General features: G+C 66.4%; 12 protein-coding genes. 5 read left to right on the plus strand and 7 right to left on the minus strand.

Annotated features, from left to right (window positions below; genetic code table 11):
• Window positions 1–124 precede the first annotated feature (124 nt).
• From SD196_RS06250 to SD196_RS06275, 6 genes are all read right to left on the minus strand, one after another.
• Window positions 125–871 carry a murein L,D-transpeptidase catalytic domain family protein gene (locus SD196_RS06250; protein WP_275610501.1) on the minus strand — a complete coding sequence of 249 codons (747 nt, stop codon included), beginning with the start codon at window positions 869–871 and terminating at the stop codon, window positions 125–127.
• Between the two features lie 399 nt (window positions 872–1,270).
• Entirely contained in the window at window positions 1,271–2,323 is a 1,053-nt protein-coding gene (locus SD196_RS06255; RefSeq protein WP_343574500.1) for a L,D-transpeptidase, read from the minus strand.
• A gap of 481 nt (window positions 2,324–2,804) precedes the next feature.
• Window positions 2,805–3,500, minus strand: a complete 696-nt coding sequence (locus tag SD196_RS06260) for a pseudouridine synthase (protein WP_275610503.1) — start codon at window positions 3,498–3,500, stop codon at window positions 2,805–2,807.
• Entirely contained in the window at window positions 3,500–3,730 is a 231-nt protein-coding gene (locus SD196_RS06265; protein ID WP_275610504.1) for a cysteine-rich CWC family protein, read from the minus strand. Before SD196_RS06265 ends, SD196_RS06260 begins: the two co-directional genes overlap by 1 nt.
• A 100-nt stretch (window positions 3,731–3,830) precedes the next feature.
• Window positions 3,831–4,676 (minus strand): DUF4824 family protein, encoded by an 846-nt coding sequence (locus tag SD196_RS06270; RefSeq protein WP_416311184.1) that lies wholly within the window; start codon window positions 4,674–4,676, stop codon window positions 3,831–3,833.
• The gene (locus SD196_RS06275; protein WP_416311185.1) at window positions 4,673–5,749 is read right to left on the minus strand and encodes a DUF2157 domain-containing protein; all 1,077 of its coding nucleotides are present in this window, start codon (window positions 5,747–5,749) and stop codon (window positions 4,673–4,675) included. The genes SD196_RS06270 and SD196_RS06275 overlap by 4 nt, the downstream gene beginning before the upstream one ends.
• A 275-nt stretch (window positions 5,750–6,024) precedes the next feature.
• On the opposite strand from SD196_RS06275, the gene SD196_RS06280 reads away from it, so the two are divergent.
• Window positions 6,025–6,282 carry a DUF1145 domain-containing protein gene (locus tag SD196_RS06280; protein WP_275610507.1) on the plus strand — a complete coding sequence of 86 codons (258 nt, stop codon included), beginning with the start codon at window positions 6,025–6,027 and terminating at the stop codon, window positions 6,280–6,282.
• A gap of 122 nt (window positions 6,283–6,404) precedes the next feature.
• Window positions 6,405–6,581 carry a hypothetical protein gene (locus SD196_RS06285; protein ID WP_275610508.1) on the plus strand — a complete coding sequence of 59 codons (177 nt, stop codon included), beginning with the start codon at window positions 6,405–6,407 and terminating at the stop codon, window positions 6,579–6,581.
• A 10-nt stretch (window positions 6,582–6,591) separates the two neighbouring features.
• On the opposite strand, the gene SD196_RS06290 is transcribed toward SD196_RS06285, so the two are convergent.
• Complete coding sequence (locus SD196_RS06290) at window positions 6,592–7,503, minus strand: LysR family transcriptional regulator (protein ID WP_275610509.1); 912 nt, start codon at window positions 7,501–7,503, stop codon at window positions 6,592–6,594.
• Between the two features lie 97 nt (window positions 7,504–7,600).
• On the opposite strand from SD196_RS06290, the gene SD196_RS06295 reads away from it, so the two are divergent.
• The 3 genes from SD196_RS06295 to lapD all read left to right on the plus strand — a co-directional run bounded on the left by SD196_RS06295 (window position 7,601) and on the right by lapD (window position 12,373).
• Window positions 7,601–9,574, plus strand: a complete 1,974-nt coding sequence (locus SD196_RS06295) for an alkyl/aryl-sulfatase (RefSeq protein ID WP_275610510.1) — start codon at window positions 7,601–7,603, stop codon at window positions 9,572–9,574.
• Window positions 9,575–9,763: 189 nt separating this feature from the next.
• The gene (gene lapG / locus SD196_RS06300; protein WP_416311719.1) at window positions 9,764–10,414 is read left to right on the plus strand and encodes a cysteine protease LapG; all 651 of its coding nucleotides are present in this window, start codon (window positions 9,764–9,766) and stop codon (window positions 10,412–10,414) included.
• 15 nt (window positions 10,415–10,429) lie between these two features.
• Entirely contained in the window at window positions 10,430–12,373 is a 1,944-nt protein-coding gene (gene lapD / locus SD196_RS06305) for a cyclic di-GMP receptor LapD (RefSeq protein ID WP_416311186.1), read from the plus strand.
• Window positions 12,374–12,526 lie beyond the last annotated feature (153 nt).

The raw sequence follows: 12,526 nt of genomic DNA on the forward strand, positions 1-12,526 counted from the left end.
GAGAGGGCTGGGGTGAGGGGGAAGCGCAGGCAGGGATTAACCCGGTAGAAGACAGTTGCTCCTACGCAAGCGTCACCTTCCGCAGCGACGCCTTGCAGGAGTGAGCTTGCTCGCGAACCGCCACTCAGCGCTTGGCGAGGTTCTGCGCGTAGCGGTTGATCTGCGGGTTCTTAGCCACGGTGCAGCTTTGCCCGGCGAGGAACTGTGAGGTCTTCAGCCATTGCTGCTGCGGGTAGTAGGCGAACACGTAGCTGCCGTTCTTCACCGTATCGATCAGCTTCTGCGCGACCTGCGGGCGTACCGCCGGGCAGCCCAGGCTGCGGCCCAGGCGACCGAGGCCGGGGACGACCTTCGGGTCGGCGTAGGCGGCGGCGTGCATGACGATGGCGCGTTCTTCGCTGTTGTCATTGAAGCCCGGCTCCAGGCCCAGCAGGCGCAGGGAGCGGCCGTGCTTGCCGGTGTAGGTCTGGCCGGTCTGGTAGAGGCCGATGGAGGACTGGTTGCTCTCCGGAAGGTTGGAGAAGGAGGTGGCCATGTCGTCACCACTCTTCTTGCCGTGGGCGACCCACTCCTCGAACAGCAGCTTGCGTTGCTTGAGGTCGAATACCCACAGGCGCTTGTCGCGGGATGGCTTGGAGTAGTCGATGACGGTCAGCAGCTGGTTGTCGCCGCCCAGCTGGGTGCTGGCGCACTGCAGGGCGTTGAGCGCCAGGCGCAGCGTTTCGGTGTTGGTGGCGGGCGCGAGGCGGTGGAGTTCCTCGGCCGTCGGCAGGCGGGCGGCGGACGCACTCTGCCAGCTACCGAACGCGAAGAGCGCGGCACTGGCGACAGTGATCCGGAAGATCCCCCGTAACTTCGAAAAAGTCAGCATGAATACGACATTCCCGTTGAATCGATATGGTTTTTTCTGGGAAACGCCGCATTGTGCGTGATTTTTGACCAGTGGTGTGGTTGTTTTTTAACCATTTACTAGCCCGCCTGTCGGTAAATGCGCGTGCTTGACGCTGTCGAACCCCGTCTGCTGCAGGAATGCCGGGCTGCGAAGTCGGCCTGTGGGCATTTCGGGAGCGGGTGCTGTTTCGAATTTCTTCGGCCACGGCGGCGGGCGCATGAGTGCCGTTGATCCGGACATTGGGGCATGGCCAGCATCAAGGCTGGCCTCCTGCTATCAAGCATAGCGGACGCGCGCCGCCACGGAGCTGTGGACGCTGAAGGCGATGCAAGGGAAATCCGGAGCGGTGCGCGGTGAAGGCTGCGCCGCTCCATGGCTTCAGTTGACCGGCTGGTTCTTGACCGGCTTCTGTTCCGCCGGCCGGTCGTTGGTGGTGATGACGGTGAAGTCCGGGTTGCTGCGCATGCTGCGGGTGGACGGCAGGTCGGTGATGATCAGGGTGCTGCCGACATCCATGCTCGCCATCAGGTTGCGCAGGAACTCGCGGTCCATACTGAACCTGCCCAGTTGCTCGGCGGGCGTCAGGCCTTTCTGCGGGTCGCTGACCTGCACGGTGGTCCAGCGCAGGCTGGGGTTCAGGCTGTCGATGTCGCTCTGGGTGGGCTTGGTCATCAGCGAGAAGGCGGCGACGCCGGTCTTTTCCTCCGGATGCTCGAAGGCCACCGGCGCGGTGCCGATCTGCAGGCCGCCACGGTAGACGTAGGCGCGTCGGTCGGCGCGGCTGATCAGTACGGAGAGCGGGCCTTTCTCCGCCCCCGGATCGCTCCAGAACGGTATCACCATGCCGCTGTCGTCATGCGGGCCGGCGGGGCGCCCGTCGCTGACGATGGGGGCGAGCAGGCCGGGATGGTAGACCTCCACCGGCGAGCTCTTGGCGTCGGAGATGATCACAGTGGTGGTGCTGAAACCGGTGACCTCGTAGAGCTTCTTGGCGAAGGCCATGGGCAGGCGAATGCAGCCGTGGGAGGCCGGGTAGCCGGGCAGGTTGCCGGCGTGCAGGGCGATGCCGTCCCAGGTCAGGCGCTGCATGTAGGGCATGGGCGCGCTGTTGTAGAGGTCGGAATGGTATTCGACCTTCTTCTGCAGGATGGTGAACACGCCGGTGGGGGTTTCCTTGCCTTTCTTGCCGGTGCTGACGGTGGCCACGCCGATGGCGATGCCGTTGCGGTACACGTAGGCGCGCTGTTCGGTGAGGCTGACCACCAGCGTGACCGGTCCGGCCGGGGAGATTTCCGGGTACCAGAGGAACTGCCCGGGCTTGAGCGTCTTCAGCGCCGCCTGCAGGTCGGACAGTGGCGAGGGCTTGCTCGGGGTTGCAACGGCGAAGCTGGCGCTCAGGGCGAGCAGCAGAGCGACCGACAGTTTCTTCATCACCTTTCCTTGGGACGCGGATTTTGCTGGAGCTTAGCCAAGCCGTGGCGGCGGCTGCAAACCGCCGGGCTGAACGGTCTGCGGGGCGATTGGCCGGGATTGCTGCTCAGGTGATCGTGGGGCGTACAAGCGTTTGCGGTGGTACGCCGATACTCCATACGTACCGTCCCGGGTCGGGTCAGGTGCGGAGCGAGTGTTGGTAGGAGTGAGCTTGCTCGCGAACAGGGTCAGCTCGCCGCTCAAATGTCAGCAGGTTCGCGAGCAAGCCCGCTCCTACGAGGTACATCTGCGCTTGGGTCGGCCCTCACCCTAACCCTCTCCCACGGGGAGAGGGGACCGTTCGGTGCAGGATGAAACCTTCGCGTCAGCCGGGGCGGACTGCCCCCTCTCCCTGAGGGAGAGGGCTGGGATGAGGGGAATGCGCAGGCACGGACTCCCCGGAGGGAGACAGTTGCTCCTAGAGGTGGCCGTTGGCGTGGGATCACCCCAGCTCGGCAATCTCCTGCGCCGTCAGCGCGCGGTACTGACCGGGCTGCAGTGCCGGATCGAGTCTGAGGCTGCCCATGCTCTCGCGGTGCAGGCGGGTCACCTTGTTCTGGAAGTGGCCGAACATGCGCTTGACCTGGTGGTAGCGGCCTTCGTGCAAGGTCAGGCGTGCCGCGCGCGGGGCGAGGATTTCCAGTTGGGCGGGCAGGGTGGTGAGGTCTTCGAAGGCGAAGTACAGCCCTTGCTCGAAGGTCTGAGCGTAGTGCGCTTCGATGGGGTCTTCAGTCTCGACGTAATAGACCTTGGGCAGCTTGCGTCCCGGCAGGGTCATGCGCCGGGACCACTGGCCGTCGTTGGTGATCAGCAGCAGGCCGGTGGTGTTGTAGTCCAGGCGGCCGCCGATGTGCAGTTCGTGCTTGTCCGGCTCGTCCAGCAGGTCGAGCACGGTGCGGTGCTCGGCGTCGCGGGTGGCGCTGACGCAGCCGGCGGGCTTGTGCAGCATGAAGTAGCGAGCGGGCTTGCCGGCTTGCAGCAGCTCCTCGTCCAGCTCCACCCGGCTGAACTCGCGGACTTCATGTTGGCCGTCGCGCACCACCTGACCATCGACGCGCAAGCGGCCTTCGGCGAGTAGTTGGCGGGCCTGCTGGCGGTTGAAGCGGGGCAGGTTGGCGATGAAACGGTCCAGGCGCATCAGCGGTTCTCGTCGGCGTCCTGGCCCTGCGGGGCGAGCCCGACGGCGCAGCGCGGGCAGAGGCAGGCGCGGTCGACCAGTTCGGGCGGGATGCGCTCCAGGGCGTTGCGCTCGATGCGCTCGCTGAAACACCAGCACGCCTGGCCTTCCAGCGCCGGGTCGGCCTGGGTGCAGCGGTTGGACTGGCCGCAGAGCGGGCAGCGGCTGGGATCGGGAGTGACGTCGTTCATGACCGGGTGGTGCGAGGCAAGACGGTGCGATGCGGGCGCACAGGGTGCAGCGCCCGTGCGCCTTGCGCAAGCGGATTCGGATCGGCGCGGCGGGCGCCGGTCAGGAGCCGCTCGGCGCGACCTCGATGCGTTCGATCCAGGGCTCCAGGCGCTGGCCGAAGGCGATCTGCGCGTTGAAGCGCTGCATCCGCTCGCGCTCTTCGTCCGCCTGCCAGCTCTCCTCTTCCAGCACCTGCCGCCAGCGATGCGGCACGTTGATGCTGTCCACGCCCAGGGCGCTGGCGGTGCCGCCGAGGGTCCAGATGTGCTCGTGGAACAGCGAGATCGGCCGCACCCGCCCATGCACGATCAGGTAGCGCTGGCGGTCCGGGTAGCGCTGGCGCAGGGCCTGCAGGTCGAGCCCGACGTCTTTCAGCAGCAGGCGGGTGGCGAACTTCTCCTCGCTCCTGAGGGCGTTCTGGCTGTCCTTGAGTTCATAGGCCCGCTTCGGGTTGCCCGGCGCCGCGGCAGCGGCCTGTTGCGCGGCATCCAGGCGTTTGCGCGCCAGTTGCAGTTCGCGCTGGTACAGCGGGCCGTCCAGTTCCAGCACCAGCAGGGCGGCGCGCGATTGCTGGCGGTCGAACTGGCGGGCGCTGTCGTCGTCCACCTGTGCGGGCATGCGGAAGCCGAGTCCGGCCATCTGTTTGGCCGTGATGCGTGGCTCCCAGGCGCGGCTGTGCGGGCCGGCGCTTTCGACTTCACTGGGGAAGCGCCAGTTCAGGCGCAGGCTCAGGCCACTGTTTTCGTTATGCCAGGTGCTGTTGTGCGCCAGTTCGCGCTGGCTCAGGTGCGACTGGCTGTCCGGCGTGCCGGTGCGGTTCCAGGCCACGCCGCCCAGGGCCACGGCGTTGACCAGCAGGATCAGCGAGACGCCGCCGAGCAGCGCATGGGTGCGGGTCCAGTTCATGGCTGATTCCCTCCCAGCAGCCCGTGGACATTACGCAGGCGGCGCAGCACGAGCAGGATCAGCACCGCACACAGGCCGAGCACGAGGAAGAACAGGTACTTGGGTATCACCGCCCACCACCAGTCGAAGAACTTGGTGTAGAGGAACACCACGAAGAAGGTCAGCCCGGTGTTCACCACCTCCGGCCATTCGCGACGCGCGCCGAGCCAGATGACCAGCGCCGAGGCGACGAAGCCGAGCACCTGGTAGAGGTTTTCCACCGTGCTGAAGCCCAGCGGCAGGTAGCTGCCGCCCCCCCAGTTGGCCAGCACCAGCATCGGCAGGAACAGCCCGAGCAGGCCGAACACCCGGTAGATCGCGGCGAAGCCATCGAAGCGCCCCTGGCCGATCAGCGAGGGCACGAGGAAGATCAGCAGGGCGGCGGGGAAGAAGTTTTCCGGGCGCTCGCCCACGTCCAGCCAGTAAACGCCGCTCCAGGTGCCGACCCGTGCGGCGACATAGCCCATCACGCAGATCAGCGCGGCGGCCAGCAACAGGCGGGCGTTGCAGGTGTAGGCCAGCAGCAGGGCGTAGGCGGCCCAGGGCAGCAGGGCCTTGTCCGAGGGGGTGATGTTGAAGATCTGCCCGATCATCACCACGTTCAGCACCAGGCAGGCGAAGGCCAGCATGGCGGCGAGCCTGGCGAAGTAGCCGGAGGCGTCGCGGCGCTGCAACGCCAGGGTCAGCAGCAGGCTGCCCAGGGCGGCGGCGATGAGAGTGACTACCTGGGCGGTTTCCGCGAACAGCCCCCAGAACTGGTAGAACAGGAAGAACAGGCTGGCCGCCAGAGCCAGCGCGCCGAGGAAGGAAGCCACACGCATGCCCAGGGACAGCCGGTGGTCCTGGCTGTCGCGGTCGATGTCGAAGCGCGCGCGGTAGTCGGCGAGCAGGCGTTGCTGGTGATCGTGCAGGCGTTCGCGTTGCGTGGCGTCGAGGATGAGCGCGCGCTCATCCTCCAGGCGCCGCAGTTCCCGGTCGAAGGCCAGGATGTCATCGACGCGGCGCTGCGCCTGCTGGTGGCTGAGTTCGGGCATGGCCGATCCTTGCGACGGGTGATGCTTGGACTCTAGCTCTTGCCGGGGAGGGCTTCCATGGGGTAGTCGGCCGGGGGCCGTGCAACGGGTTCGCGAGCAAGCTCGCTCCTACGAAGAGCTCACCGGCGCATGCCTGCAGGAGCGAGGGGGGCGCCCAGTTCTTGCTCGCGAACGAAGCGTGGGACCAACGAGATGCGCGGCCAGTCGAAAGACAGGAGCGTCCGGGGCGATGCGGCCGGCAGACTGCACCGACCTTCTTACAAGGAAACAACGTCATGTCCGAATTGCTGAGCTTCGCCAAGGGTGCGCTGGCCATGTTCTGGCTCGCCGCCGTCCTCAACCTGGTCTACCCGTTCGGCGAGTTGCATCGCCCGCTGCTCTGGGTGTCCGGCGTGATGCTGCTGGTGCATGTCGGGGAGGTGCTGCTGCTGGCGCGGCGCCGTTCGCTGGGGGAACAACTGCAGGTCCTGCTGTTTGGCGTGCTGCACCTGCAGAGTCGCCGTCAGCGCCGTCTGGAAACTGTAAACGGCTGATTTACCAAAGCTTTACTTTGCGCAATCGCACCGGCGCCTGGCCGAAATGTCTGATCCTGTGAGACCGGAAGAATCTTTGCCCCGCATTCCCGCGGGGCTGCCGGCTCGATTCAGGAGGCGCCATGCGTCGCATCTTCGCTGCTGTACTGCTCATCCTTCCGTTGACCGGTTGCGTGATTCACGAATACGACCACGATCGCGGCTGGCATGACCGCGACTGGAATGACCGCCCGCACCGCGATTACCGCCGGGACTACCACGACCGCGATCACGATCGCTACGAGGGCTGGAGTCGCTGAGCCGTGACCGTCAGGACGCGTCGCGAAACGCCGCGTCCTCCTCCAGCAACAACGCGACGAACTGGCTGGCCGCAGGCGACAGGCTGCGGCTGGCGTGACGCACCAGGGCGTAGGCAGAGCCGCGCGCTGAAGCGTCGTCGCGGTTGGGCCAGGGCAGCACAGCCAGGCGCCCGGCCTGAACGTCTTCGGCCACCACGTCCCAGGTGGCGAGGCAGAGTACGTCGCTGCCTTTCACCAATTCCTTGAGCATCAGCACGTCATCGCATTGCACGCTCAGCGGCTGCTCGCGCCCGAGGTTCCGGGCCAGGCGCTCCTGGGCGTCGCGCGGCAGGCGCGGGCCGGCCAGAGGGTAGTCGAGCAGGCGCTCCACGGACGGCTTCGTGTCGATCAAGGGATGCCCTGGGCGGCAGAACAGCACGCTGTGGTGTACCCGCAGCGGCAGGATGTCGAGGCGGCTGTCGCCTTCCAGCTCGCGGTAGTCGGCGATGAAGAGTTCGATTTCGTCGTCCAGCAGGCGTTGGTGCAACTTGCTCCAGTTCTCGATGGAGAGCAGCACCGACACCTTCGGGTGTGCGCTGCTGTAACGCGCGAGCACCTGCGGCATCAGCCGTGCGGCGGGGAAGGGGCCGGCGCCCAGGCGCAGTTCGCCGGTCTCCAGGTCGGCCAGTTGCAGCACGGCATTCCTCAGCGCGCGGTCGCCGGCCAGCAGGCGACGGGCGTGCTCCAGCACCAGCCGACCGTGGGCGGTGAGGGTCACGCCGCGCGGATTGCGATCCACCAGTTGGCAGTTCAACTGGCCTTCCAATGCCTGGATGCTCCGCGACAGGGCGGGTTGGCTCAGGCTCACCGCGTCGGCGGCGCGGGCGAAGTGGCCGTGTTCGGCGAGGGCGACGAAATGGCGTAGCTGGCGGAGATCGCTCATGCGCTTCCTGCATTGATTGTGAAATTGGAATGCATTGGAATTATTAGCGCGACGGCCGGCATAGTGCGAGCACAACAACAAATTCCGGAGTTCTCCGATGTCCCGCCTTTCCGCCGCCGTTCTGCTGGCCAGTTTCTGCCCCGGCCTGCTCGCCGCCGCCGAGCAGCCCAAGCCGCCCACCGAGTTCACCATCGCCGCCCAGCAGAAGGTGCGCGAGTCGCTGCCGTTCTCCGACCGCGCCGACTTCGACCGGGTGGAGAAGGGGCTGATCAAGCGCCCGGAGAACCTGGTGATCAAGAACGAGGACGGCAGCACCGCCTGGCAACTGGGCAGCTACGACTTCCTCAATGCCGGCAAGGACATCGACAGCATCAACCCGAGCCTGCAACGCCAGGCCCTGCTGAACCTGAAGTACGGCCTGTACAAGGTCGCCGACGGCATCTACCAGGTGCGCGGCTTCGACCTCGCCAACATCACCTTTGTCGAGGGCAAGAGCGGCTGGATCGTCATCGACACCCTGACCACCCCGGCCACCGCCAAGGCGGCCTATGCGCTGGTCAGCCAGGAGCTGGGGCAGAAGCCGATCCGCGCGGTCATCTATACCCACGCCCACGTCGACCATTTCGGCGGGGTGAAGGGGCTGGTGACTCCGGAGCAGGTCGACAAGGGCGAGGTGCAGATCATCGCGCCCAAGGGCTTCATGGAAGCGGCGATCAAGGAGAACGTGCTGGCCGGCAACGCCATGATCCGCCGCGCCACCTTCCAGTACGGCACCCTGCTGCCCAAGGGCGCGCAGGGCCAGGTCGACATGGCCATCGGCAAGGGCGTGGCGCGCGGGCCGTTGAGCATCCTGGCGCCGACCAAAGTCATCGAGGGCGACTTGCAGGAGCTGGAGATCGACGGCGTGCCGGTCACCTTCCAGAACACGCCGGGCACCGAGTCGCCGGCCGAAATGAACGTCTGGCTGCCGCAGCAGAAGGCGTTGCTGATGTCCGAGAACGTCACCGGCACGCTGCATAATCTCTACACCCTGCGCGGCGCCGAGACCCGCGACGCGCTGGGCTGGAGCAAGTACATCAACGAGGCGCTGCACCGCTACGGCGACAAGGCCGAGGTACTGCTCGCCTCGCACAACTGGCCGCGCTGGGGACACGACGACATCGTCCGTACCCTGGAAAAACAGCGTGACCTGTATGGCTTCCTGAACGACCAGACCCTGTACCTGGCCAACCAGGGCGTGACCATCAACCAGATCCACGAGCGCTTCCGGGTGCCGCCGGAGCTGGCCAACGAGTGGTACAACCGGGGCTACCACGGCAGCGTCAGCCACAACGTGCGGGCGGTGGTGAATAAGTACCTGGGCTACTACGACGGCAACCCGGCGACCCTCAACCCGATGGCGCCGGAGGACTCGGCGAAGAAGTACGTGGAGTTCATGGGCGGCGCCGATCACCTGCTGCAACTGGCGAAGCAGTCCTACGACAAGGGCGAGTACCGCTGGGTGGTCGAGGTGGTCAACAAGCTGGTCTTCGCCGATCCGTCCAACCAGGCCGCCCGCGACCTGCAGGCCGACGCCCTGGAACAGCTCGGCTACCAGTCGGAGAACGCCGGCTGGCGCAACAGCTACCTGGTGGCTGCGCAGGAGCTGCGCAACGGCGTACCGCGTGACCAGCCGTCGCTGCGGGTCACCAGTTCCGACGCCCTGGCGGCGATGGATACCGGCCTGTTGTTCGATTACCTCGGCGTGCGCCTGAACGCGCAGAAGGCCGAGGGTGAGGACCTGAGCATCAACCTGGTGCTGCCGGACGTGAAGGAACAGTACCTGCTGGAGCTGAAGAACTCGCACCTGAACAACATCAAGGGCGTGCAGAACGAGAATGCCGGGCAGACCGTCACCATCGATCGCGCCGACCTCAACCGCCTGCTGCTCAAGGAAGTCTCGCCGGTGCGCCTGGTGTTCGAGGGCAAGCTCAAGAGCTCGGGCAATCCGCTGCTGCTGGCCAAGCTGTTCGGCATGCTCGACGACTTCGACTTCTGGTTCGACATCGTCACCCCGCCGCAGAAGAGCTGATCTCACCTCCCTCCCGCCGACCGACAATGGCACAGTGCTTGATTGCATTGTGCCATTGTTTTTTTCGCGACCAGCTTGCACCATGCCGCTCCGGCGTACGCCCAGCCAGGCGTGCGTCTTCGCAGTCGAGAAGTCGCGATCGTGTCCAGCCGTTCCATCCGTACGTTGCGCCGTCATCGGCCCGCTGCCCTGCTCCTGGCGCTGGCGGTGTCGCTCGCCGTGCTGGCCGGCGCACAACCGGCCGCCTGGGACTTCCGCCTGATCGCGCAGCGCGCCGAATCGCTCTACGGTCCGCTGGGTGAAGGAAGTACGCGTATCGACGCCTGGCGCCGCCTGCTCGAGGAGTCCGCCGGCCTGCCCGAGGGCGAGCAGTTGCAGGCGGTCAACCGCTTCTTTAACGCGCAACTGCGCTTCACCGACGACATCAGCCTGTGGGGCGACGTGGACTACTGGGCGACGCCGGTGGAGGCGCTGCTCAAGGGCGCTGGCGATTGCGAGGACTTCGCCATCGCCAAGTACATCAGCCTGCGTCATCTCGGCGTGCCGGCCCAGAAGCTGCGTATCACCTACGTCAAGGCGCTGCGCCTGAACCAGGCGCACATGGTTCTGACGTACTACCCCCGCCCCGATGCGGTGCCGCTGGTGCTGGACAACCTGATCGGCAGCCTGTTGCCGGCCAGCCAGCGCACCGACCTGCAACCGGTGTACGCCTTCAACGGCGAAGGGCTGTGGCTGGCCAACGCCAGTGGCGGCAAGCAGGTCGGCGACAGCAAGCGGCTGTCTCGCTGGCAGGACCTGCTGAAGAAAATGAAAGCCGAAGGCTTTCCCCTGAACGAATGAGAGCGTGGAGACACGATGTCCCTGTTCAAACAATTGCTCATCGCCATCTGCCTGTTCCTGGTGGTCGCCTTCAGCGGCAGCTTCATGGTCAGCCTGGAAAGCTCCCGCGAGCAGTACGTCAACCAGCTGCGCTCCCACGCCCAGGACGCCGCGACGGCGCTGGGGCTGTCGCTCACGCCGAACATCGACGATCCGGCGATGGTCGAGCTGATGGTCAGCTCGATCTTCGACAGCGGCTACTTCGAGAGCATCCGCGTGGTCGACCTGGCCAGCGGCAAGGTGATCGTCGAGCGTACCGGCGTGCCGGACGCGGTGGCGGCCAGGGTGCCGCAATGGTTCGTCGCGCTGATCGACCTGCATTCGGCCGGCGGTGACGCCATCGTCAGCCGCGGCTGGACCCAGGCTGCGCGGGTCGAGGTGCTCAGCCACCCGATGTTCGCCATCGCCAAGCTCTGGCAAAGCGCGCTGGGCAGCCTGCTGTGGCTGGCCCTGTGTGGGGTGGCCAGCGGCGTGCTCGGGGCGGTCCTGCTGCGTCGCCAACTGAGGCCGCTGGATTACATGGTGGAGCAGTCCCACGCCATTGCCCGCCGCGAATTCCTCAGCGTGCCCGAGCTGCCGCGCACGCCGGAACTGCGCCGCGTGGTGCAGGCGATGAACCAGATGGTTGAGAAGCTCAAGGCGCTGTTCCAGGAGCAGGCCGAACGCAGCGAGCGGCTGCGCGACGAGGCCTATCTGGACAGCCTGACCGGCCTGGGCAACCGGCGCTTCTTCGATATGCAGTTGCACGCCCGGTTGAGCGCCGAGGACCAGGTCGGCAGCGGGCTGTTGCTGGTCCTGCGGGTGCGTGACCTGGCCGGCCTGAACCAGCGCCTGGGCGGCCAGCGTGTCGACCAGTTGCTCAAGGCGGTCGCCGATCAACTGCGCCTGGCCGGGCAGGGTCTTGGCGCCGGCCTGACCCTGGCGCGCAGCCGGGGCGGCGAGTTCGTGATGCTGGCGCCGGGGCTGATGCCCGAGGAGGCGCCGGCCCTGGCGATGCGCCTGGAGACCATGCTGGCGACCCTGGCCAGCACCGGGGCAAGCGATGTGAGCCCGGTGGCGAGCATGGGGCTGGTGCCTTTCGTTTCCGGTGAGTCGGCGCAGGCGCTGCTGGTGCTGGCCGATGAGGCGCTGGCCCTGGCCGAGCGTGAGGGGGAGCGCTGCTGGGCGTTCCTGCAGAGTGGGGCCAGCCCGGTCGCCGAAGAGCGCCATGCCTGGCACCAGTTGCTGGAGCAGGCCCTGGCACACAGGCGCTTCCAGTTGTATTTCCAGCCAGTGGTGGCGTGCAACGAGCCCACCCGGATACTGCACTACAAGGTGCTCTCGCGCCTGCCGGACGGGCAGGGCGGCCACATCGCCGCCGGACGCTTCCTGCCCTGGTTGGATCGCTTCGGCTGGACCGCGCGGCTCGACCTGCTGATGCTGGAAAGCGTACTCGCCGACCTGGCCCGCCACGACCGGCCACTGGCGCTGAACCTGTCGGCGGCGCTGCTGCGCGATGAGTGGGCCACCGGGCGGGTGTTTGACCTGTTGCGTCAGCATCCGCAGTTCGCCGGACGCCTGACCCTGGAGCTGGAGGAAGACCAGTTGCCGGCCCAGGCCGTGCTGGAAACCCTGACCCGCCGCCTGCATGAGCTGGGTTACAGCCTGAGCCTGCAGCATTTCGGTGGACGCTTCAGCATGATCGGCAACCTGGCTCGCCTGGGCCTGGCCTACCTGAAGGTGGACGGCAGCCACATCCGCGCCATCGACCAGGAGAACGACAAGCGCCTGTTCATCGAAGCCATGCAGCGCGCCGCACACAGCATCGACCTGCCGCTGATCGCCGAGCGGGTGGAGACGGCTGGGGAATTCCGCGTGTTGCGCGAGATGGGGATTCAGGGGGCGCAGGGACAATTGTTTGGCGGGCCTGCGCCGTGGTGAAGGTGTGCTGAATCCATGATCCGGACGTAGGGCGTACAACCGTTCGCGGTGGTACGCCGTTACACCGAAGGTATCGTCGGTTGCATGGTCAGGTTCGGAGTGCCCCGAGCGGCTCCGTGGTCGGGCCAGAAGTGCTCTGAGACTATGGTTAAA

Origin of the sequence: Pseudomonas macauensis (genome assembly GCF_047902425.1) — a bacterium.
Lineage (GTDB): Bacteria > Pseudomonadota > Gammaproteobacteria > Pseudomonadales > Pseudomonadaceae > Pseudomonas.

Excerpts from the sequence above, each read along its gene's own strand:
- SD196_RS06260 (WP_275610503.1), bottom strand. The coding sequence starts at position 3,500 with ATGCGCCTGGACCGTTTCATCGCCAACCTGCCCCGCTTCAACCGCCAG.
- SD196_RS06255 (WP_343574500.1), bottom strand. The coding sequence starts at position 2,323 with ATGAAGAAACTGTCGGTCGCTCTGCTGCTCGCCCTGAGCGCCAGCTTC.
- SD196_RS06290 (WP_275610509.1), bottom strand. The coding sequence starts at position 7,503 with ATGAGCGATCTCCGCCAGCTACGCCATTTCGTCGCCCTCGCCGAACAC.
- SD196_RS06270 (WP_416311184.1), bottom strand. The coding sequence starts at position 4,676 with ATGAACTGGACCCGCACCCATGCGCTGCTCGGCGGCGTCTCGCTGATC.
- SD196_RS06275 (WP_416311185.1), bottom strand. The coding sequence starts at position 5,749 with ATGCCCGAACTCAGCCACCAGCAGGCGCAGCGCCGCGTCGATGACATC.
- SD196_RS06295 (WP_275610510.1), top strand. The coding sequence starts at position 7,601 with ATGTCCCGCCTTTCCGCCGCCGTTCTGCTGGCCAGTTTCTGCCCCGGC.
- lapD (WP_416311186.1), top strand. The coding sequence starts at position 10,430 with ATGTCCCTGTTCAAACAATTGCTCATCGCCATCTGCCTGTTCCTGGTG.
- SD196_RS06265 (WP_275610504.1), bottom strand. The coding sequence starts at position 3,730 with ATGAACGACGTCACTCCCGATCCCAGCCGCTGCCCGCTCTGCGGCCAG.
- SD196_RS06285 (WP_275610508.1), top strand. The coding sequence starts at position 6,405 with ATGCGTCGCATCTTCGCTGCTGTACTGCTCATCCTTCCGTTGACCGGT.
- SD196_RS06280 (WP_275610507.1), top strand. The coding sequence starts at position 6,025 with ATGTCCGAATTGCTGAGCTTCGCCAAGGGTGCGCTGGCCATGTTCTGG.
- SD196_RS06250 (WP_275610501.1), bottom strand. The coding sequence starts at position 871 with ATGCTGACTTTTTCGAAGTTACGGGGGATCTTCCGGATCACTGTCGCC.